Source organism: Pseudomonas sp. R4-84 (genome assembly GCF_054130985.1).
The window spans coordinates 4,693,802-4,715,445 of the sequence record NZ_CP096390.1; the positions used below are offsets into that span (position 1 = coordinate 4,693,802).

The 21,644-nt window shown below is 59.4% G+C and carries 15 protein-coding genes; 7 read left to right on the plus strand and 8 right to left on the minus strand.

The genetic code is table 11. From position 1 onward, the window contains the following. Nucleotides 1–136: 136 nt before the first annotated feature. Both M1D68_RS21435 and M1D68_RS21440 read right to left on the minus strand, forming a co-directional pair. A complete protein-coding gene (locus M1D68_RS21435) occupies nucleotides 137–388 on the minus strand; it encodes a hypothetical protein (RefSeq protein ID WP_420765549.1) in 252 nt (83 codons plus the stop codon). Nucleotides 389–760: 372 nt separating this feature from the next. Continuing rightward, nucleotides 761–2,344, minus strand: a complete 1,584-nt coding sequence (locus M1D68_RS21440) for a peptide chain release factor 3 (protein ID WP_457968258.1) — start codon at nucleotides 2,342–2,344, stop codon at nucleotides 761–763. A gap of 333 nt (nucleotides 2,345–2,677) precedes the next feature. On the opposite strand from M1D68_RS21440, the gene M1D68_RS21445 reads away from it, so the two are divergent. The 5 genes from M1D68_RS21445 (at nucleotide 2,678) to M1D68_RS21465 (ending at nucleotide 7,820) form a co-directional block, all read left to right on the plus strand. Next, the gene (locus M1D68_RS21445) at nucleotides 2,678–3,394 is read left to right on the plus strand and encodes an ABC transporter permease (protein ID WP_420765551.1); all 717 of its coding nucleotides are present in this window, start codon (nucleotides 2,678–2,680) and stop codon (nucleotides 3,392–3,394) included. A 24-nt stretch (nucleotides 3,395–3,418) separates the two neighbouring features. Beyond that, a complete protein-coding gene (locus M1D68_RS21450; protein WP_457968260.1) occupies nucleotides 3,419–4,321 on the plus strand; it encodes a glycine betaine ABC transporter substrate-binding protein in 903 nt (300 codons plus the stop codon). 15 nt (nucleotides 4,322–4,336) lie between these two features. Beyond that, entirely contained in the window at nucleotides 4,337–4,990 is a 654-nt protein-coding gene (locus M1D68_RS21455) for an ABC transporter permease (RefSeq protein ID WP_420765553.1), read from the plus strand. Beyond that, entirely contained in the window at nucleotides 4,987–6,144 is a 1,158-nt protein-coding gene (locus M1D68_RS21460; RefSeq protein ID WP_434560687.1) for an osmoprotectant ABC transporter ATP-binding protein OsmV, read from the plus strand. Before M1D68_RS21455 ends, M1D68_RS21460 begins: the two co-directional genes overlap by 4 nt. A gap of 512 nt (nucleotides 6,145–6,656) precedes the next feature. Next, complete coding sequence (locus M1D68_RS21465; RefSeq protein ID WP_420765555.1) at nucleotides 6,657–7,820, plus strand: type III PLP-dependent enzyme; 1,164 nt, start codon at nucleotides 6,657–6,659, stop codon at nucleotides 7,818–7,820. A 44-nt stretch (nucleotides 7,821–7,864) separates the two neighbouring features. On the opposite strand, the gene M1D68_RS21470 is transcribed toward M1D68_RS21465, so the two are convergent. From M1D68_RS21470 to M1D68_RS21485, 4 genes are all read right to left on the minus strand, one after another. Then, nucleotides 7,865–8,743, minus strand: coding sequence for a hypothetical protein (locus M1D68_RS21470; protein ID WP_457968262.1), 879 nt, complete (start codon nucleotides 8,741–8,743; stop codon nucleotides 7,865–7,867). A gap of 78 nt (nucleotides 8,744–8,821) precedes the next feature. Beyond that, nucleotides 8,822–11,059, minus strand: coding sequence for an alpha-xenorhabdolysin family binary toxin subunit A (locus M1D68_RS21475; protein ID WP_457968264.1), 2,238 nt, complete (start codon nucleotides 11,057–11,059; stop codon nucleotides 8,822–8,824). Between the two features lie 235 nt (nucleotides 11,060–11,294). Beyond that, on the minus strand, nucleotides 11,295–12,005 hold the full coding sequence (locus tag M1D68_RS21480) for a tetratricopeptide repeat protein (RefSeq protein WP_457970782.1): 711 nt from the start codon (nucleotides 12,003–12,005) through the stop codon (nucleotides 11,295–11,297). Between the two features lie 57 nt (nucleotides 12,006–12,062). Then, entirely contained in the window at nucleotides 12,063–12,743 is a 681-nt protein-coding gene (locus M1D68_RS21485) for a Fe2+-dependent dioxygenase (RefSeq protein ID WP_457968265.1), read from the minus strand. 207 nt (nucleotides 12,744–12,950) lie between these two features. Between M1D68_RS21485 and M1D68_RS21490 the strand changes: the two genes are divergently transcribed. Together M1D68_RS21490 and M1D68_RS21495 are read left to right on the plus strand one after the other, a co-directional pair. Further along, complete coding sequence (locus M1D68_RS21490; RefSeq protein ID WP_457968266.1) at nucleotides 12,951–15,269, plus strand: TonB-dependent receptor; 2,319 nt, start codon at nucleotides 12,951–12,953, stop codon at nucleotides 15,267–15,269. A 217-nt stretch (nucleotides 15,270–15,486) separates the two neighbouring features. After that, the gene (locus M1D68_RS21495) at nucleotides 15,487–18,012 is read left to right on the plus strand and encodes a PepSY domain-containing protein (RefSeq protein WP_457968268.1); all 2,526 of its coding nucleotides are present in this window, start codon (nucleotides 15,487–15,489) and stop codon (nucleotides 18,010–18,012) included. 145 nt (nucleotides 18,013–18,157) lie between these two features. Here M1D68_RS21495 and M1D68_RS21500 read toward each other — a convergent pair whose 3' ends face one another. Together M1D68_RS21500 and M1D68_RS21505 are read right to left on the minus strand one after the other, a co-directional pair. Beyond that, a complete protein-coding gene (locus M1D68_RS21500) occupies nucleotides 18,158–19,699 on the minus strand; it encodes an alkaline phosphatase D family protein (protein WP_457968270.1) in 1,542 nt (513 codons plus the stop codon). Between the two features lie 197 nt (nucleotides 19,700–19,896). After that, nucleotides 19,897–21,642 carry a PTS fructose-like transporter subunit IIB gene (locus M1D68_RS21505; protein ID WP_434560701.1) on the minus strand — a complete coding sequence of 582 codons (1,746 nt, stop codon included), beginning with the start codon at nucleotides 21,640–21,642 and terminating at the stop codon, nucleotides 19,897–19,899. Between the last annotated feature and the right edge of the window lie 2 nt (nucleotides 21,643–21,644).

A 21,644-nucleotide genomic window follows, 5' to 3' on the forward strand; every position in this document is an offset into this window, starting at 1 on the left:
GGAGCTTGCTCCCGCTGGACTGCGCAGCAGTCCCAAAAAGGGCCGCTACGCGCCCCAGCGGGAGCAAGCTCCCTCGCCACGGGCAATAAAAAAACCTCCAGTCCGACCAGGGCTGGAGGTTTTTTATGTCGGATATCTACGTCTGGCTATCGCCCTCTGCATCTTCATCGCTATCCGGTGTATCGATTGGCGAACCATCATCATCCTCGCCATCGTCCGGATCGCCTGCGTCCGCATCGGTCGCGGCCAGCATCATCTCGCCTTGCACCACCGAACCACTCGAGGCGTGTTTCTCATGCTCGTCGCACTCGGCCCACGCAGCCGTTGAGCCGAGGGAAAGCACCACCAAAACTTTCAGCAAAAACATCATGCGCAGCAGCTTATTCATAGCCCAATTCCTTCTTTATCCGGATACAGCAGAGCCCGATGGCGCTTAAGGGAAGCTAATTTTGAACAAAGTAGCTCACAAGATAGGACGCTCCGAAACAGCTAGAAATGCCGCCATCGTAAAGACAAGTTTTGAATAAACCTTATTACAAAAGGTGCTGATCGCCGTTTCCCATTGCCTGGGTTTGGGTGATCAAGAATGGAGAAGTTGCACAAAAACAGTGTGGGTGGCTTGGAGATCAAGGGCGGGCACAAAACCAATGTGGGAGCGAGCCTGCTCGCGATGACGCCGGCACATCCTGAAAAGATGCCGGCTGACCACCGCTATCGCGAGCAAGCTCGCTCCCACAGGTTTCGGTATCTAGCTCAGCGCTTAGTGATGCTCCCGCGTCGCGCGGAATTTCACATCCGGCCAGCGCTCTTCCATCAGCGCCAGGTTGACCCGTGTTGGCGCCAGGTAGGTCAAGTGCCCACCACCATCCAGCGCAAGGTTTTCCACGGCCTTGTTGGAGAACTCCTCGAGCTTTTTCTTATCGCCGCATTCGACCCAACGGGCGGAGTAAACGGTGATCGGCTCGTAGGAGCACTCGACCTTGTATTCCTCTTTCAGGCGGCTGGCGACGACGTCGAACTGCAGCACGCCGACGGCGCCGAGGATGATGTCGTTGCTGCGCTCCGGGAAGAACACCTGGGTGGCGCCTTCTTCGGCCAATTGCTGCAAACCTTGGCGCAACTGCTTGGACTTGAGCGGGTCCTTCAGGCGCACGCGGCGGAACAGTTCCGGGGCGAAGTGCGGGATGCCGGTGAAGCCCAGGACTTCGCCTTCGGTGAAGGTGTCGCCGATCTGGATGGTGCCGTGGTTGTGCAGGCCGATGATGTCACCGGCGAAGGCTTCTTCCAATTGCTCGCGTTCCGAGGAGAAGAAGGTCAAGGCATCGCCGATACGCACGTCCTTGCCGGTGCGCACGTGGCGCATCTTCATGCCTTTTTCGTATTTGCCGGAGCAGATACGCATGAAGGCAATGCGGTCGCGGTGCTTGGGGTCCATGTTCGCCTGGATCTTGAACACGAAGCCTGCGAACTTCTCTTCCACCGGCTCCACGGTGCGCTCATTGGCAACGCGCGGCAGCGGGCGCGGGGCCCAGTCGACCACGGCGTCGAGCACATGGTCGACGCCGAAGTTGCCCAGGGCGGTCCCGAAGAACACCGGGGTCAGTTGCCCATCGATGAATTCCTGCTGGTTGAACTCATGGCAGGCGCCCTGCACCAGCTCCAGTTGCTCGACGAAACGCTCGTACTCATCGCCCAGGTGCGCGCGGGCTTCGTCGGAGTCGAGCTTCTGGATGATCTTGGTTTCGGTGCGTTCATGGCCGTGGCCTGGGGTGTAGACGATGATGTAGTCGTCGGCCAGGTGGTACACGCCCTTGAAGTCGCGATAGCAACCGATCGGCCAGGTGATCGGCGCGGCCTTGATCTTGAGGACGGCTTCGATCTCGTCGAGCAATTCGATCGGGTCGCGGATGTCGCGGTCGAGTTTGTTGATGAAGCTCACGATCGGCGTGTCACGCAGACGGCAAACGTCCATCAGCGCGATGGTCCGTGGCTCGACGCCCTTACCGCCGTCGAGAACCATCAAGGCCGAGTCCACCGCGGTCAGGGTGCGGTAGGTGTCTTCTGAGAAGTCTTCGTGGCCCGGGGTGTCGAGCAGGTTGATCATGTGATCGCGATACGGGAACTGCATGACCGACGTGGTAATGGAGATACCCCGCTGCTTTTCCATCTCCATCCAGTCAGAGGTGGCATGGCGGTCGGACTTGCGGGATTTCACCGTGCCGGCCACCGCAATCGCCTTGCCCATCAGCAAGAGCTTTTCGGTGATGGTGGTCTTACCGGCATCGGGGTGGGAAATAATGGCGAAAGTGCGGCGTTTCGCGACTTCGGCGGCCTGTTTGGTCATGGGAAATCGCCTGGCAGGTGATTCAAAAAAGGGCGGCGATTATAGCTCAACTTGGGCCAGGAACCGAACCGTTGAGCACATCGAGGGTGGCCAAATGCTGCCCAGCATGGGAACCTTTTGCCGCGTGGAGCCGTCCACAACCCTGATATGAGCAACCGTCGGGGCCTGCAAAATCAGCAAGTTAGCCTGACGAGGCTGCGCCCATGGCTCGCTTCGACGGTCCTTTGACCCGCCTCGAAAAGAGCTGCTTCTCGCGAACGTTTTCCCGGCATCCCATGATGGTTTGCCGCCCGAGCAAAGCGTGCGCCGACTAAAAGAAAAAGGAGTCCGCCTGTGGCTATCCGCTATGGCAAAGGGCTGACAGGGGCTGCGTTCGTCGTCGCACTCCTGGCCCTGTTGGTCCACTGGATTGGCATCGATACGATCCAACGCTACCGCGACGATCTGCTGTTTTACCTGCAAGCGCACCTGATGCTTGTATTGGCATCCATGTTGGCGGCCCTGATAGTCGGCATCCCAGCCGGCATACTCCTCAGCCGCCCCGGCATGGTCGGGCGTGCCGAACGCTTCATGCAAGTGTTCAACATCGGCAACACCGTGCCCCCCCTGGCCGTATTGGCCATCGCCCTAGGCGTCCTGGGCATCGGCAACGGGCCCGCCATCTTCGCCCTCTTCCTCGCCTCACTATTGCCCATCGTGCGCAACACCTATGAAGGCCTGAAAAACGTTCAAGGTTCCCTCAAGGAAGCCGCTATCGGCATCGGCATGACTGCGCGCCAGGTGTTGTGGAAAGTCGAATTGCCCAACGCCGTGCCAATCATAGTCGGCGGGGTGCGCGTGGCCCTGGCGATCAACGTCGGCACCGCGCCCCTGGCGTTCCTGATCGGCGCCAACAGCCTTGGCAGCCTGATCTTCCCCGGCATCGCCTTGAACAACCAGCCGCAATTGCTGCTCGGCGCAGCCTGCACCGCCCTGCTCGCTTTGCTGCTCGACGGGCTGGTGACACTGGCCAGCCGCCTCTGGCTGGAACGCGGTCTACGACCGTCCTGAGCCTGGCTGGATAAAGGAAACGTTATGAAGAAGATGAGCTTGATTCTGGGCTGCCTGCTGCTGTTCGCAGGGTTTGCCCAAGCGGCTGAAAAACCGCTGATCCGCCTCGGCGCCCGGGTATTCACCGAGCAGACATTGCTGGCGGAAATCACCGCGCAATACCTGCGTGACAAAGGTTACGACGCGCAAGTCACCGGCGGCCTGGGAAGCAACCTGGCCCGTAGCGCCCAGGAATCCGGGCAATTGGATTTGCTTTGGGAGTACACCGGCGTGTCGTTGGTGGCCTACAACCATGTCACCGAAAAACTCGACAGCGCCCAATCCTACGCTCGAGTGAAAGAACTCGACGCGAAAAAAGGCCTGGTCTGGCTTGCTCCGTCGAAATTCAGCAACACCTACGCCTTGGCCCTTCCTGAAAAAGTCGCGAAGAAGTACCCGCAGATCAATTCCATCAGCCAGTTGAACGCCGTGTTGCAGGCCGAGGCCGACGAGAACCATCTGGTGGCCCTGGACACCGAGTTCGCCAACCGCTCCGACGGTCTGGCCGGCATGGTCGAGCAGTACGGCATGAACCTGACCCGCAGGAACATCCGCCAGATGGACGCGGGCCTGGTCTACACGGCGCTGCGCAACAGCCAGGTTTTCGCCGGTTTGGTGTACACCACCGACGGGCGCCTGAATGCCTTCAAACTGAAGCTGCTGGAAGACGACAAGCATTACTTCCCCGACTACACCGCCGCGCCGGTGGTACGCCAGGCATTCCTTGACGCGCTCCCTCAACTGGCTGCGCAACTCAAGCCCCTGGCCGAACTGTTCGACGACGAAACCATGCGCCAGCTCAATGCCCGCGTGGACGTGGATCATGAAAGCCCTTCCGCCGTTGCCGCCGATTTCCTGCGTCAGCATTCGCTGCTCTCAACCCAATGACCTGGAGGAAAAGCCATGGATTTTCTTGACGCCTTTTCCCATCTGGACTGGCCGCTGGTGCTGCACCTGACCTGGCAGCACATCACCCTGGTGGGCATCGCCGTGACCCTGGCAATCGTGATCGGCGTGCCGCTGGGCATTTTCATGACCCGCTTCCCGGCGCTCGCCGGCCCGTTGCAGGCCAGCGCCACGGTGCTGCTGACGATTCCGTCGATTGCCCTGTTCGGGCTGCTGCTGCCGTTCTATTCCAAGTTCGGCCAAGGCCTGGGGCCGATGCCGGCGATCACCGCGGTGTTTCTTTATTCACTGTTGCCGATCATGCGCAACACCTACCTGGCCCTGACCGGGGTCGAACCCGGTATTCGCGAAGCCGCCCGCGGCATCGGCATGACCTTCGGCCAGCGCCTGCGCATGGTCGAACTGCCCATCGCCGTGCCGGTGATCCTGGCTGGCGTGCGCACCGCCGTGGTCATGAACATCGGCGTCATGACCATCGCCGCCACCATCGGCGCCGGTGGCCTGGGCGTGCTCATCCTCGCCTCCATCAGCCGCAGCGATATGTCGATGCTGATCGTCGGCGCCTTGCTGGTCAGCCTCCTGGCCATCTTCGCCGACCTGCTTTTGCAATGGCTGCAACGCTCGTTGACTCCGAAAGGATTACTGAAATGATCGAATTACAAAACCTCAGCAAAACCTTCAAGAGCAACGGCAAGGATGTGAAAGCCGTGGACTCGGTGAACCTGACCGTCAATGAAGGCGAGATCTGCGTGTTCCTCGGGCCGTCGGGCTGTGGCAAGAGCACCACGCTGAAAATGATCAACCGGCTGATCCCGCCGACCTCGGGCAAGGTCTTGATCAATGGCGAAGACACCACCGGCCTGGACGAGGTGACCCTGCGCCGCAATATTGGCTACGTGATCCAGCAGATCGGTCTGTTCCCGAACATGACCATCGAGGAAAACATCACCGTCGTCCCACGCCTGCTGGGCTGGGACAAGCAGAAATGCCACGACCGCGCCCGCGAATTGATGAGCATGATCAAGCTTGAACCCAAGCAATACCTGCACCGATACCCGCGCGAATTGTCCGGCGGCCAGCAACAACGGATCGGTGTCATCCGCGCCCTGGCGGCCGATGCGCCGCTGTTGCTGATGGACGAGCCCTTCGGCGCGGTCGACCCGATCAACCGCGAGATGATCCAGAACGAGTTCTTCGAGATGCAGCGGGCGCTGAACAAGACCGTGATCATGGTCAGCCACGACATCGACGAGGCCATCAAGCTGGGGGACAAGATCGCGATCTTCCGCGCCGGTAAATTGATCCAGTGCGATCACCCGGACACGCTGCTGGCACATCCCGCCGATGAGTTCGTCAGCAATTTCGTCGGTCAGGACAGCACGCTCAAGCGCCTGCTATTGGTCAAGGCCGAAGACGCTGCGGACAACGCCCCCTCGGTCAGCCCCGAAACCCCGGTGGCCGAGGCGTTGGAACTGATGGACGAACATGACCGGCGCTACGTGGTGGTCACCTGTGCCGAGAATAAGGCCCTGGGGTATGTAAGACGCCGCGACCTGTACCGTCAGACCGGAACCTGCGGCCAATACCTGCGGGAATTCAATGCCACCGCCGCCTACGACGAACATCTGCGGATCCTGTTGTCACGCATGTACGAGTTCAATCGCTCGTGGCTGCCGGTGATGGACGCCGAGCGGGTGTTCCTCGGCGAAGTGACGCAGGAATCGATTGCCGAGTATTTGAGTTCCGGTAAGTCCCGTGGGGGCAAGACCAGTATTGTCTCGCCGGCGGAGGCTGCGTCCTCCTGATCGATCACCGCAGCCTTTAGCTGGCTTTTGTGGCGAGGGAGCTTGCTCCCGCTTGACCGGGCTGGCGCTCCAGTGCGAAGCGCTCATCGCTTCTTTGGTGCCGCTGCGCGCCCCAGCGGGAGCAAGCTCCCTCGCCACAAAGGCAAAAGCCATATTGAGCAAGCTCGAAAACCGATCGAGGGGAACGTCAATCTGTCACGCAGGTCGGTTACATCATGAGCTGTCGACCACCGCACGACGGATGCGTGCAAAAACGCGACATTTTTAGTTGATCTCAGGTCCCTCACGCCCTAAAGTTCGCGCCGAACGTCCATGCTGGAAACGATCCATCCGGCTCAAGTACTGACGACGAGACAGCAAGGCCAAGGGAATCAAGCGTCCCATGGCCTTTTTGCTTTCGGCGACATGCCTTGGGAAGTAGGCGAACCAAAGTGGGGATACGGAGGACGTTCGCGGGGGCAGCTTGCCCTCAAACCCATTGATTCTGATGTTTGCCAGTAGGAGTCCCAAGTATGTCGATCCAGGTCGAAGATTATTTCGCGCGCGAAACCTTTCAGAAAATGAAGGCGTTCGCCGACAAGCAGGAAACCCCGTTCGTGGTGATCGACACCGCGATGATCGCCCAGGCCTATGACGACCTGCGCGCCGGTTTCGAATTCGCCAAGGTCTACTATGCGGTCAAGGCCAACCCGGCGGTGGAAATCATCGACCTGCTCAAGGAAAAAGGCTCGAACTTCGACATCGCCTCGATCTACGAGCTGGACAAGGTCCTGAGCCGTGGCGTCGGCCCGGAGCAGATCAGCTACGGCAACACCATCAAGAAATCCCGAGACATCCGCTACTTCTATGACAAGGGCGTGCGCCTGTACGCCACTGACTCCGAAGCCGACCTGCGCAACATCGCCAAGGCCGCGCCGGGCTCCAAGGTCTATGTGCGGATCCTCACTGAAGGCTCGACCACCGCTGACTGGCCATTGTCGCGCAAGTTCGGCTGCCAGACCGACATGGCCATGGACCTGCTGATCCTCGCCCGCGACCTGGGCCTGGTGCCGTACGGCATCTCGTTCCACGTTGGCTCGCAACAGCGCGACATCAGCGTCTGGGACGCGGCCATCGCCAAGGTCAAGGTGATCTTCGAGCGCCTGAAGGAAGAAGACGGCATCGTCTTGAAGCTGATCAACATGGGCGGCGGCTTCCCGGCCAACTACATCACTCGTACCAACAGCCTGGAAACCTACGCCGAGGAAATCATCCGTTTCCTCAAGGAAGACTTCGGTGACGACCTGCCGGAAATCATCCTGGAGCCGGGCCGTTCGTTGATTGCAAACGCCGGTATCCTGGTCAGCGAAGTGGTGCTGGTGGCGCGCAAGTCCCGTACCGCCGTCGAGCGCTGGGTGTACACGGACGTGGGCAAGTTCTCCGGCCTGATCGAAACCATGGACGAAGCCATCAAGTTCCCGATCTGGACCGAGAAAAAAGGCGAGATGGAAGAAGTAGTGATCGCCGGCCCGACCTGTGACAGCGCCGACATCATGTATGAGAACTACAAGTACGGCTTGCCGTTGAACCTGGCAATCGGTGATCGCCTGTATTGGTTGTCGACCGGCGCCTATACCACCAGCTACAGCGCGGTGGAGTTCAATGGGTTTCCGCCGTTGAAGTCGTTTTACGTGTAACCCCGACGGCTAAAGAGAAGGTCCATGCAATCATGGACCTTTTTTTATTTTCGCAGCCAGGTTTCAAAATCCTTCAACTCAGTCAAGCAATGGTCGAGCGTCGTTATCGCCGTATCCAATTTCAAATTCAGCTCTCCCAAGGTACGCGAGGGAATCGCTCGGTCGAGTTCCTCCACTACGCTGTGCATCCGCTGGAACAGCGCTTGGGCCAGCAAGCTCATGTGTGAATTCAAATTGACGAAAGCACCGGACAAGGATGCGATATCAGCCTTGTACTCCGCAGCCCTGACCGAGGCATCCGGGGAGGAATAAACAATGTCCCAGGGCGGTGTGGTATCGACCTCTTGGAACAACGCCTGCGCTAGCGTCGGTTGAGCATGACAATGGCAGGACCGTTGATCCATGGCGCTGGTAAATACCGCGTTCACACCAAACGACTCATTGTTCAGCTCGGTGAACTTGAACGCCAGCTGTCTGATTGAGCTCCTGACGGTAATGAAGCGAGCGTAAAACTCATGGACCAGGTCCCCGATGTTCTTCGGTGGCCTTATCGTCCAGCGCTCGGAACGGGAAAAACTGAACTGTCGAAAATCCAGATCGGCGAGCAGCTGCCGCCTTGAGGTCTGCGCCGTGATATCCAGCGCCTCCTGGATGAAAGATCTCAGTTCCTCCGTATGGGCGCCGCAGGACACCCTGATTGCATTAACGTCTTGCTCCAATGCCAAAAGATACTTCGCATGGAAGTACGCATTGTTCAAACGTGTATCCACAGCCAATGTAGCAGGCTGATGGCCGGCTATGCGACGTCGCTCCAAGACGACCGGAATCTTGTCAAAGACCGAGCGCAGCGTATCGAGAAAATATATGCGGCGATCTAGAGTCCTGCGCTGAGTCTCGGTAAAACTACTTTGTAATGAGTTCATGATATGCCTTGATGATGGCGGCCTATCGGGCCGCCAACGTTCTATCAATTAACATTCTTGGCTCACGCCGAAACCACCTCAGATCAGCCATTGGCCGGAAAGGGGGTGCAGATATTGAATGACGCCGGGAACAGTGGAGAGAACCTTCTGGATATCTTCTTCAATAGACGGCGATTCTTCACGAGCAAAAACCTTTGCGAACCTCTCATAGGCGCCAGCGATGTTTGCGAACTCCTTGACATAGTCCAAGCGAAAACCATCCAAGCTATCCAGGCTTTTGACCAACTCTATTTTCCCTCGTATGACGGCGATGTCCTTGTCCTGCACGTCGATATCGATACGCAGCTGACGGACTCTTTCCTTGAGCGTGTTGTAACCAGCAACCATACTCAGATAGGAAATCGTTTCGCCAATACCAGTGACCAGTTTTTTCAGTGTGTCCATCGCCAGCAGTGCGACTTGTACCTGAGGTGGCGCCATTCCCATCGCCGCCAAGCTTTCCACTGTCAGCTGCGCCTCCTGGCCAATTTTTTCGACGCCATTTTTCCTGATCGTCTCTATCGCTTCGGAAACTGACTTGGCCTGCTCATCCAGCTCGACACGCTTGGCTTGCGCATTAGCTTTTTGCTCCTCTGCATAGGCTCGATCTTGTTCCAGTACAAGCACCCATTCTTTCGATGCCGACCTGTCATAGTGAGTGCTCAGGCTCAGCTGGATTCCACCCAATTCCTTGGCCTCTAGACTGATCAATTTATTTAACTTATCAACTTCAAATTCAATCTCCGAGCGAAAATCCTCCTTATCTTCCTCATCAAATCGGTCCATTTTAGCTTTATAGGTTTCAAGTTTTTTTGCCGTTTGCTCCAGATTGAAAATTGTCGTCTGCGCGCGTTTGCGAAGTTCTGCCGTCTCGACATTTGCTACGGATGCCAAACCCGTCATTGTTGCTACCACATCGGGCAAATAATTGTGAAACTCTAAAAGTAACTGCGCCTGCGTCCTAGAGCTCTGCATGCCCTCGTTAGAGCCTAACAATGCACTGACATTCAGTTGTGGGTAATACGATTCATTCGACATATAGGACATTCTCGCCATCCTTGGTTTAATTAAGTTACCGGCCTGATATTCCTTCTCGGCCTCATCAAAAATCGCCAGCAGCGCATCGGAACGGTGTTGAATCTCATTCTCCCAAGGCGAAACCACCAGCTCGATCTGGGTAATGAACATTCTCAGCCTGACGGCGTTTTCTATTTTTTCGACATGTTCCGATGACGATTCTATAAAGTTGCTTAGCGAGTTCCACACCAACATGAGGTTGCGCGTCGCCGCCTCCGCCTCAATCGTTACAGCACTTAGGTTTTGAAGATCCCCTCGCACACGATTCAATGAAGCTAGCGTCTGACTTTTACTCGACAGCTTCTGAATATCGCCATCCTGTTCGTTCTTTAACCGATTTCGTTCTTTGCGCAACTCTTCAGCCTTGACGCCCTGATAGATACCCATTATCAATCCGCCGATATTCAAGGTCGCGGCGGCGCGAATCGCCTCTTTAACCATATCGGCATACTGCTGATTAAGCTCGTCAATACTAGCGGCACGCTGATCAATTTCTTTCTGAATGACTTCAATATCCTGCTTATAGGTATTGTCGCTGACAGCTTTCAATCGCAACTTGACCGCCGGCAGCACGGTCTCGCGCATATCGATGCCAAACTTATCAAGCTCGAGCCTCACTCCTTCGGCATTCTTATGATTTTTTTGGACTTCGAACAACATCTCCTTAAGAAAACCTTGTATCTCCTCAATGTCCCCCTTTTCTACCGTCAGGTCCGGGAGATCGGGCAGCGTGCGCATAAGCTCGAAATACTCTTCGACTGTTTTGATTTTATGCTTCTTCAAATAGTCCGAAGCGTCAAGATACTCATACACAGCAATTATTCGCTTGCCGTATTTGGTGAATGTATCCGAGAAGTTTCTCAGTTGATTGCCCGTCTGCATGATACGCTCACGCAAAGGTGACCAACGTTTGGCATGATCATACGTGATGGCGAATGTCCTCTGAAAGTCAACCGCCTTGAGCCCCGGTCCGCCCACGTCACCCGCGCCATAATTCAAATACACTTCCACATCTTGTAAACGAACAGGAAGCGATAAACCCAGCACTTCATATTTTTTCAGGCTAATGATCTGTTCCTTGGTTAGCTGTATTCCCGGTTGCCTGTTATTTCCTCCGCCCTCACCGAAAGACGCTTTCACAAACACCTCAGGCGCCTCCGCGGCCGCCTTGACTATCCTGTCATCCAACTCGATTTCCATCTTTAACTTCCTGTCATTAGACTATCCAGTGTTATTGCGCACACTTATAAAAGCGCGCAAAAAGACTCTAGGATATATCTGCGACACGCCACAACACCTCAAGTATTAACAAACAAGACAGCCGAGCGCGCCGAAGCGCAAAACTGTCGGCCCGACAAATCCTGAAGTTATAAAACTCGAAATATGTTTATGGACAACACTATTTAGAAAGACATAGGGTTAGCGGCAGGCTCAATTACGAATTGTTGGTGTCCGTCACTTGAAAAAGCCGCTGCCGATAAGCACGGGCCATGGCACGAACTTCCGGATGCAGAGCATCTCGCAACGCCTCACTGCTCACGCGAAGGAAACTCACATTTCCACCCGCCAGCGCCTCGCGCAGCCAAGTCAGGGACTCGTCGATGCGACCTTCTTGCGCCAGCACCGCCGCATGGCTGAACTGGCCTCGGAAATCTCCAGCTTCGGCCGAACGCCGATACCACTCGGCCGCCGCAACTGGATCCGCCGGGCAACAGCGCCCGTCCTCCAGATAACGCCCCAGCAGGTTCATTGACTTGGCGTGGCCCAATTCTGCGGCGCGGCGGTACAGGGCCAACGCCTGCGGCTGATCTTCAGTAACCCCACGCCCGGTCGCCAACAGGTTGGCGTAGTTGTACATCGCCCAATCCAGCCCTGCCTCGGCGGCCTGTCGATAATGGGCGGCAGCGACTGCAGGATCGGCAACACAGCCCCAACCATGCTCATGGCAACGGCCCAGCATGTTGCGCGCCATCAAGTGCCCGCGTTGGGCGGCGATGTCGAACCAGCGCAGGGCCAGGGGTTTGTCCTGTTCGATGCCCTGGCCATCCAACAGAATTTGCCCAAGCAACGCCTGGGCCTCCAGCACGCCAGCGCCAGCAGCGATGAGAATCGCCTGGGCCGCGCGCGCCGGGCTGTCCTTGAGCATGGCTTTGAGGCTTTCGCCGTCGAGCACCTCTTCTCGGCGCAGACGAAAATCCGCCACTTACACCTCGACCCAGCGGCGCAACAGGTTGTGATAGGTGCCGGTCAGGCGGATCAACGAAGGGTGGTCGGGTACGTCCCGGGTCAATTGCTGGATCGCGCCGTCCATCTCGAACAGCAGTGCCCGCTGGCTGTCTTCGCGCACCAGGCTTTGTGTCCAGAAAAACGAGGCGTAGCGCGCGCCCCGGGTAACGGCGTTGACCTTGTGCAGGCTGGTCCCCGGATACAACACCATGTCGCCGGCCGGCAGCTTGACCCGCTGGGTGCCGTAGGTGTCCTGGATTTCCAGCTCACCGCCGTCGTAGTCCTGCGGGTCGCTGAAGAACAGCGTCGCCGACAGGTCGGTGCGCACCCGCTCGGCACTGCCCTTGGGCTGGCGCACGGCATTGTCGATGTGGAAATCGAAGCTGCCGCCAGCGCTGTAGCAGTTCACCAATGGCGGGAACACCTTGTGCGGCAGGGCCGCCGACATGAACAACGGGTTTTTCCACAGCCGTTCAAGCATGGCCGCGCCGATTTCCTTGGCCAGGGGATGGCCCTCGGGCAGTTGCAGGTTGTGCTTGGCCTTGGCCGATTGATAACCGGCGGTGACCTTGCCGTCCTCCCATTCGGCCTGCTCCAGCGCTTCACGAATACGCTGCGCTTCTTCGGCGCTAAACACACCGGGGATTTGCAACAACATGGCATTCGGACCTGTGGATAGAGGGGCGCCAATGGTAGTGATTCTTATTGGCTGCGCACAACCCCGCACAACGCACCACTCGACGGAAACCGTAAGGGCAAATTGTAAAGAATGTAAATTCCTCTCAAATAGCAATATTTCGCAATTGATACAAATACCTGTTTCCCCTATATTCCGCGGCCTCAAACCTTGGGGAAGGCACTGTTCATGTCGCGTCAACAACTACAATCACCGGCCCATTCACCTCGTTTACTGGCTTCCGCCATCGGCGTCGCGCTCAGTGCTACCTCCGTGGCGCAGATGGCCCAGGCGGCAGAAAATACCGAAGAAAAAGCCCCGCGCAATGCCATTTCCCTGGATGCCACCAGTATCACCGGCGAAGCCCAGGACACGACGTCCTATCAGGTCGAGAAAGCCTCGTCCTCGAAATACACCGCGCCGCTGGTCGACACGCCACGCTCGGTGACGGTCATCCCCCAGCAAGTACTCAAGGACACCGGCGCTCTCAACATGCAAGACGCGCTGCGCACCGTGCCCGGCATTACTTTCGGCGCGGGTGAAGGCGGCAACCCCCAGGGCGACCGCCCCTTCATCCGTGGCTTCGATGTCCAGGGCGACACTTACCTGGATAACGTGCGTGACACCGGTTCCCAGAGCCGGGAGATCTTCGCGGTCGAGTCCATCGAGGTCAGCAAGGGCCCCAACTCCGCCATCGGTGGCCGTGGCGCCGCCGGCGGCACCATCAACCTGGTGAGCAAGAAAGCGCATCTGGGCGACTCCTTCGACGGCGGTTTCACCTGGGGTTCGGACCAGACCCAGCGCTACACACTGGACGGCAATTACCAGTTCAGCGACAGCGCCGCCGGCCGTCTCAACCTGATGAGCCATGAAAGCAACGTCGCCGGTCGTGACAAGGTCAACTACGACCGCTGGGGCGTCGCGCCATCGCTGGCGTTCGGCCTGGGCACCGATACCCGGGTCAACCTCGATTACTACCACCTGGAAAGCAACGACCTGCCGGATTCGGGCATTCCCTACACCGTGCCCGCCTCGGGTCGTACGGCCGATCGCACCAAGGCCAACCCCGACAAGCCCTACGCCGGCGGCGACAGCAGTAACTTCTACGGCCTCACCGACCGCGACTTCCGCAAGACTCGCGTCGACACGGCGACCATCGCCATCGAGCACGACCTGAGCGATGCACTGACGGTCAAGAACACCCTGCGCCACGGCTCCAGCATGCAGGACTACATCCTGACCCAGCCCGACGACAGCAAGGGCAACGTCAACAATGGTACGGTCTGGCGCCGGGCCAACACTCGCGTCAGCAATGTCGACACCACCACCAACCAGACCGATCTGTTTGGCGATTTTTACGTCGCAGGATTCAAGAACAGCTTCTCCACAGGCATCGAACTGAGCCGCGAAACCGGCGAGAAATCCTCGTACAACGTCAACACCGACACCGTGCCGGGCACCGCCGCCGCGAACACCAACTGCACCCCGGCGACAGTCGGCTCGCCAAGCGGGAACAACTGCACGTCGCTGTCCAATCCAAACCCGAACGATCCCTGGAACGGCGCGATTTCCCGCAACTACGCCGGCACCGACACCACCAGCGTCACCCGTGCGCTTTACGTGTTCGACACTTTGGAGCTGTCACCGCAATGGTTGGTGAACATGGGCTTGCGTTACGACCACTTCGACACGAAATACAAAACCTACAATGCCGTCGGCACCACCACTTCCAAGGGTGATGACACCAGCGAGTTCGTTACCGGCCAGTTCGGCCTGGTCTGGAAACCGGCGGACAACGGCAGCATCTATGCTTCCTACGCCACCTCGGCCACGCCGCCGGGCAACACGGTCGGCGAAGGTCAGGAAGGCAACCCGCTGGGTGGCACGCCGGACCGCAGCGGCAACCTGCTCGCCAGCGACATGGAGCCGGAAACCACCAAGAACTACGAAATCGGCACCAAGTGGGACTTGCTCGACAGTCGCCTGTCACTGACGGCCGCGATCTTCCGCACCGAGAAGGAAAACGCCCGGGTCCAGGTCGACACCACCACCTATGAAAACGCCGGCAAGACCCGCGTCGACGGCCTCGAACTGTCCGCCAGCGGCAAGCTCACGGAAAAGTGGCAAGTGTTCGCCGGCTATAGCTACCTGGACAGCGAACAGGTCGATGGCGGGCCGTTGAGTGTTACCGATGGCAATCAATTGCCCAACACACCGAAGAACAGCGCCAGCGTCTGGACCACCTATGCCCTCACGCCAAAGCTGACCATCGGTGGCGGTGCCTTTTATGTGGACGATGTATTTGGCAGCGTGGCGAATACTACGATGGTCGATTCCTACGTGCGTTACGACGCCATGGCCAGCTACAAGGTCAGCAAAAACCTGGACCTGCAACTCAACGTGCAGAACCTGACGGACGAGACCTACTACGACAAGGCTTTCTCGACCCACTTCGCCAACCAGGCGGCCGGGCGCACCGCGTTGTTGAGTACCAATTTCCACTTCTAAAAGTGAAAAAACCCGATGTCGATGGTCAGGCAATGTACTTGTGGGGCTAGCTCGCTCCCACGGGACTGAGCCCCCGGCCATTACGGACCGGCACCGGGCAAAAAGCCCCGCTCATGCAAATGATCGGGGCTTTCAGGTGTGTTTATGAATGGTTCTCGATAACACACGGCATAATGCACGCCGTGACAAACAGTATTGAACGAACAAGGCGGGCGACGTGTTGAAGAAAACCCTGTTCCAGTTGCACTGGTTCTTTGGCATCAGTGCCGGGCTGGTCCTGGCATTGATGGGCATTACCGGTGCGATGGTGTCGTTCCAGGACGAGATCCTGCGCGCGCTGAACCCACAGGTGCTGACGGTTGAAAAGCAACCGGCCGGCGTATTGCCGCCTGCCGAACTGGTGGAACAGATCGAAGCCGCGTCCGGCAAGACCGTCAGCATGCTCTGGGTAGAGACCGACAGCGGCAACGCCGCACGGGCGGTTTTCACCGCCCCGCCCGGGGAAAAGCGTGGCCCGATGCGCTACTTCAATCCCTACAACGCGCAATTCATGGGGGATGTGGTGGGGCAGGACTTCTTTGGTCTGATGCTCCGTCTGCACCGCGTCCTCACCCTGGACGACGTAGGCCGGCAGATCACCGGCGCGTGCACGCTGATCCTGGTGTTTTTCTGCCTGTCCGGGCTTTACCTGCGCTGGCCGCGCCAATGGAAAAACTGGCGCGCCTGGCTGACCCTCGATTGGGCAAAAAAAGGCCGCAGTTTCAATTGGGACCTGCACTCCGTCGCGGGCACCTGGTGCCTGGTGTTCTACCTGCTGGCCGCCTTGACCGGGCTGACCTGGTCCTACGAGTGGTACAACAAAGGCGTTACCCGCCTGCTTTCCGATTCGCCCAAGGATGAGCGCGTGCGCAAGCGCGGCCCCGCACCCGGTGGCCCGGCGCCGATCGCCGACTACCGCGCCATGTGGAGCAGCATCTACAGCGCCGCCGGCCCCGACCTGTCCGCCTATAACGTGCGCATGCCGCCGGTAGCGGGACAACCGGCGACCGTGTTCTACCTGCTGAAAAACTCCCCCCATGACCGGGCGCTGAACCAGCTTATCCTCGACCCGGCCACCGGCGTCGTCAGCCGTCACAGCCGCTACAGCGACAAAAGCTTCAAGGCGCAATTGCTGACCAGCATCTACGCCCTCCATGTCGGCAGCTACTTCGGCCTGGTCGGCCGGATCCTGGTGACCGTCGCCGCGCTGGCCATGCCGCTGTTTTTCATCACTGGCTGGCTGTTGTATCTCGATCGTCGACGCAAGAAGCGCCAGGTCCAAAAGGCCCGCCAGGCGCTGACCCAAACCCCTGGTGACGCCCCGGCGTGGCTGATCGGTTTCGCCAGCCAGAGCGGTTTCGCCGAGCAACTGGCCTGGCAGACCGCCGGCCAGCTCCAGGCCGCCGGCCTGCCGGTGAAGGTCCGGCCATTGGCCGGCGTCAGCGAGCAGGATTTGAACAGCTCCACTCGCGCCTTGTTCGTGGTCAGTACCTTCGGCGATGGCGAAGGCCCCGACAGTGTCCGGGGTTTCGAGCGCAAGGTGTTGGGCCAGCCGCTGAGCCTGGAACGCTTGCAATATTCGGTGCTGGGCCTGGGCGACCGCCAATATGAAAACTTCTGCGGCTTCGCCCGCCGCCTGCATGCCTGGCTGGCGGAACACGGCGGCAAGACACTGTTCGCGCCGGTGGAAGTGGACAGCGGCGATCCTTACGCCTTGCGCCACTGGCAACAACAGCTGGCGGAACTCACCGGCCAGGCCCCGGCGGACACCTGGCAGGCGCCGAGTTTCGAGCATTGGACGTTGAACCAACGCACCCTGCTCAACCCCGACAGCTGCGGGTCTGGCGTATACCTGCTGGGCCTCACCGCACCGGGGCCGAGCAGTTGGCTGGCCGGTGACCTGGTGGAAATCCTGCCGCGCAATGATCCATGGGCCATTGAACATTTCCTCGATGGGCTGGGCATCGCCGGTATTGCTCGGGTACACGTCGACGGCTTGCAGCAGACACTCGAACAAGCCCTGGCGACACGCCAGTTGCCGGAAAACCGCGCCCATCTGGTCGGCCTGCACGCCCAGGCACTGGTGGAGGCGTTGGCACCGCTGGGAATGCGCGAATACTCCATCGCATCGATCCCCGCCGATGGCGTGCTGGAACTGATCGTGCGCCAGGAGCGCCGCGCCGATGGCAGCCTGGGCGTCGGCTCCGGCTGGCTGACCGAACATGCGCCGCTGGGCAGCCCAATCAGCTTGCGGGTAAGACGCAACAGCAGCTTTCATCTGCCACCCCAAGGCGTACCGATGATCCTGCTGGGCAACGGAACCGGCCTGGCCGGCCTGCGCAGTTTGCTCAAGGCCCGTGTTGCCGAGGGCATGCAACGCAACTGGCTGCTGTTTGGCGAACGCAACCGCGAACACGATTTCCATTGTCGCGATGAGCTTCAGGAATGGGTCACCTCCGGCGATCTGGAGCGACTGGACCTTGCCTTCTCCCGAGACCAGGACAAGAAAATCTACGTCCAGGATCGCCTGCTGGAATCGGCGGCATTGCTCAAGCAATGGCTGGCCGACGGCGCGGTGATCTATGTCTGCGGCAGCCTGCAAGGCATGGCGTCAGGGGTGGATCACGTGCTCAACCTGGTGCTGGGGCGTGAGGAAGTGGAGAAGCTGATCGAGCAAGGGCGGTATCGGCGGGATGTGTACTGACGGAACGCTTATCCAGAATTGAATCGAATCCCCAGTGGGAGCGAGCTTGCTCGCGATAGCGGATGGTCAGTCAACGCTTTCTTGATCGACACACCGCCATCGCGAGCGAGCTCGCTCCCACACTGGATGCAGTGCGCTTCAGAACTCACACCGGCTGCAACTTCTTCTCGAACACCGCCAGCCCTTCCAGGTCCCTTAGCACCACGCTCATCTCCCCGCTCTGCCCGTCGATGTTCACCTCGCCAAAGAACTGATAGCCGGCAAACGGCGAGGTGTTCTGGGCCGGAGGGGCTTTCTGGAACACCACTTCAGGGCCGAAGGTCTTGTCCAGGGCGTTGGGCCCGAAGCTGCCGGCGTTCAATGGGCCGGCGACGAACTCCCAGAAGGGTTCGAAATCCTGGAACGCGGCGTGTTCGGGATGGTAGTGGTGGGCGGCGCAATAGTGGACGTCGGCGGTGAGCCAGACGTAGTTGCGCACCTGATGCTTGCGCAGATAACCGAGCAATTCGGCGATCTCCACTTCGCGCCCCTGGGCCTCGCCCGGGTCACCGTTGGCGACCGCTTCCCAACGCGCAACGCCGGGGCTGACCTCGCCATCCGGCACGCCCAGGCCGATGGGCATGTCAGCAGCGATGACTTTCCACTGGGCACCGGATTGCTTCAATTCGCGCTTGAGCCAGTCCAACTGCTCCCGCCCGAGGAACGGTTTGGCCGCACCGAGGTTCGCGTCATTGGCTTGTCGATAGCTGCGCATGTCCAGCACAAATACATCCAGCATCGGCCCGTAACCGAGCTTGCGGTAGATGCGCCCTCCCCCATCGGCCTTCTGCAGGCGCATCGGCGCGTATTCCAACCAGGCCTGTCGCGCACGACCGACCAGGCTGTGGATATCCTTGGTCTGGTAGCGCTCGTCCAATTGCTTGCCCGGCGACCAGTTGTTGACCACTTCGTGATCATCCCACTGCCAGATCTGCGGCACTTCGGCGTTGAAACGGCGGACGTTTTCATCCATCAGGTTGTAGCGGTAGTTACCGCGATATTCATCCAGGGTCTCGGCGACCTTGCTCTTGGCTTCGGTGGTCAGGTTGCGCCAGATGCGCCCGCCCTCTGTGGTGATCTGCGCCGGCACCGGGCCGTCGGCATAGATGGTGTCGCCGCTGTGGATGAAGAAATCCGGCAGGCGCAGGCGCATGGCCTCATAGATGCGCATGCCGCCGATGTCCGGATTGATACCAAAACCCTGGCCGACGGTGTCGCCGCTCCAGACAAAACGGATGTTGCGCTTGAACTGCGGCGCGCTGCGCAGGTGGCCGAGCCACGGCTCGCTGGCCACACCGCTCTGGGCGTCTTGGAAATGCACGCGGTAGAAAATCGCCTGGTCGGGTGGCAAGCCGGTGAGCTCGACCCGAGCGGTGAAATCGCTGCGGCTATCGGCCAGCGCCGAGACGAAGCGCCGGGGGTTGGGGAACTGACTGCGGGTGTCCCACTCCACCACCATCCTCGCCGGGCGGTCGCTGCGGCTCCAGATCATCGCGCGATCACCTTGCAAGTCGCCCGACTGCACACCTTCGGTCAACACGGGCCGGTCCTTGACCGAAGCGATCACGGCCGGGGCCAGCCCGGGCAGCAACAAGCCCGCGCCAACGACTTGCATCACACGGCGGCGGCCCAGGTCGAATTCGCTCATGGTGTTCTCCCCAAATGGGAAAACTTAAGCATGGCTGTGTGAAGTGGGTGTGACAGGGATTTTCCGGACATCAATGACCTTTGTGGGAGCGAGCCTGCTCGCGAAGCGGTGTGTCAGACAACAAACTCATCGACTGACACACCGCATTCGCGAGCAGGCTCGCTCCCACAAGGGGAAAGTTACTGTCTCAAAAGCGATCAGGCCTTCGCCGGCTCCAACGCCATTTCCACCACTTCCGGTCGCTTGAGCAGCGCATACGCCACTGCCGTCACCAAACTCCCCGCCACGATCGCCAGCAGGTACAAAAGCGCGTGGTTGATGGCGTTGGGGATCAGCATCACGAACAGCCCGCCGTGAGGCGCCATGAGTTTGCAGCCGAAGTACATCGACAGCGCACCGGTCAGCGCGCCGCCGGCAATGCTGGCCGGGATCACCCGCAGTGGATCCTTGGCAGCGAACGGGATCGCGCCTTCGGAGATGAAGCACAGCCCCAGCACCAGCGCTGCCTTACCGGCCTCACGCTCGGTCTTGGCGAACTTGCGGCGGGCTATGAACGTGGCGATGCCCAGCCCAATCGGCGGCACCATGCCGGCGGCCATAGTCGCGGCCATGGGTGCATAACTTTGCGAAGCCAGCAGTCCCACGGAAAACGCGTAGGCGGCTTTGTTGATCGGCCCACCGAGGTCCACGCACATCATCGCCCCCAGCAGCACGCCCAGCAAAAGCGCGTTGGTGGTGCCCATGCTGTCGAGGAAATGGGTCAGACCCTCAAGCATGCCCGCCACCGGTTTGCCGACGATGTAGATCATCACCAGGCCGGTGAACAGGCTCGCCAGCAACGGAATGATCAGGATCGGCTTGAGCGCTTCAAGGCTCTGGGGCAGGCGCGCGTAACGGTTGATCGCCTTGGCCGCATACCCGGCGAGGAAACCGGCGATGATGCCGCCGATGAATCCAGCGCCCAGGGTGCTGGCCAGCATCCCGCCGATCATCCCTGGCGCCAGGCCAGGTCGGTCAGCAATCGAATAGGCGATGTAGCCCGCCAGCAGCGGCACCATCAATTTGAATGCGGTGTCGCCGCCAATCTGCATCAGCGCTGCTGCGAGAGTGCCAGGTTCCTTGAAGGCCTCGATGCCGAATACGAACGACAAAGCGATCATCAAGCCACCCGCTACCACCATCGGCAGCATGAACGAAACACCCGTCAGCAAGTGTTTATAGACACCGCTTTTTTCCGCCTTCGCCGGGCCCGTGGAAGCACCACTCGCTGCGCTTTCCTGGACGCCTTCGGCCAAGGCTTTTTTCAGCGTGGCTTCGGCTTGTTTCAACGCAATGCCGGTGCCGCAGCGATAGATTTTCTTACCGGCGAAACGCTCGGTGGCGACCTCGATATCGGTCGCCAGCAACACCACATCGGCCTCGGCAATCGCCTCGGGGCTGAGCGGGTTGCGGGCACCCACCGAGCCCTGGGTTTCGATCTTCAGGTCATAACCCAAGCGTGCCGCTGCCTGTTGCAAGGCTTCAGCGGCCATGAAGGTATGGGCGACGCCGGTCGGGCACGCGGTGATGGCCACCAGGCGCGGGGCGCGTTCGGTCGATGGCGCAGGTTCTTCGGCGAGCACCTCGGCCTCGCCCAGCACTTGGGCCTCTTCGGCGCCGCGACGTAGCACCGCGTCAACGTCCTGCAGGGCGAGGGCCGGGGTGCTGCGAAACACCCGCTTGCCAACGAATCGCGACAGGTCCACCGGGCCGCTGGCAACCAGCAATACCCATTCGGCCGCTTCGAGGGTCGCCGCCGACAACTGGCGTTCCGGGTGGGCCGCGTCATGGACTTCGACACTGGTGCTCCAACCTTGGCGCTGGGCCGCCGCATCCAGCAGGCGGGCGCACAACACGCTGGTGACCATGCCGTTCGGGCAAGCCGTCACAATGGCTAATTTCATCT

What these genes read in the sequence shown, in the direction of transcription:
- M1D68_RS21480 (WP_457970782.1), bottom strand. Translation starts at nt 12,005, where the DNA reads ATGCTCAAGGACAGCCCGGCGCGCGCGGCCCAGGCGATTCTCATCGCT.
- M1D68_RS21500 (WP_457968270.1), bottom strand. Translation starts at nt 19,699, where the DNA reads ATGAGCGAATTCGACCTGGGCCGCCGCCGTGTGATGCAAGTCGTTGGC.
- M1D68_RS21455 (WP_420765553.1), top strand. Translation starts at nt 4,337, where the DNA reads ATGGATTTTCTTGACGCCTTTTCCCATCTGGACTGGCCGCTGGTGCTG.
- M1D68_RS21460 (WP_434560687.1), top strand. Translation starts at nt 4,987, where the DNA reads ATGATCGAATTACAAAACCTCAGCAAAACCTTCAAGAGCAACGGCAAG.
- M1D68_RS21505 (WP_434560701.1), bottom strand. Translation starts at nt 21,642, where the DNA reads ATGAAATTAGCCATTGTGACGGCTTGCCCGAACGGCATGGTCACCAGC.
- M1D68_RS21485 (WP_457968265.1), bottom strand. Translation starts at nt 12,743, where the DNA reads ATGTTGTTGCAAATCCCCGGTGTGTTTAGCGCCGAAGAAGCGCAGCGT.
- M1D68_RS21440 (WP_457968258.1), bottom strand. Translation starts at nt 2,344, where the DNA reads ATGACCAAACAGGCCGCCGAAGTCGCGAAACGCCGCACTTTCGCCATT.
- M1D68_RS21470 (WP_457968262.1), bottom strand. Translation starts at nt 8,743, where the DNA reads ATGAACTCATTACAAAGTAGTTTTACCGAGACTCAGCGCAGGACTCTA.
- M1D68_RS21450 (WP_457968260.1), top strand. Translation starts at nt 3,419, where the DNA reads ATGAAGAAGATGAGCTTGATTCTGGGCTGCCTGCTGCTGTTCGCAGGG.
- M1D68_RS21490 (WP_457968266.1), top strand. Translation starts at nt 12,951, where the DNA reads ATGTCGCGTCAACAACTACAATCACCGGCCCATTCACCTCGTTTACTG.
- M1D68_RS21475 (WP_457968264.1), bottom strand. Translation starts at nt 11,059, where the DNA reads ATGGAAATCGAGTTGGATGACAGGATAGTCAAGGCGGCCGCGGAGGCG.
- M1D68_RS21465 (WP_420765555.1), top strand. Translation starts at nt 6,657, where the DNA reads ATGTCGATCCAGGTCGAAGATTATTTCGCGCGCGAAACCTTTCAGAAA.
- M1D68_RS21435 (WP_420765549.1), bottom strand. Translation starts at nt 388, where the DNA reads ATGAATAAGCTGCTGCGCATGATGTTTTTGCTGAAAGTTTTGGTGGTG.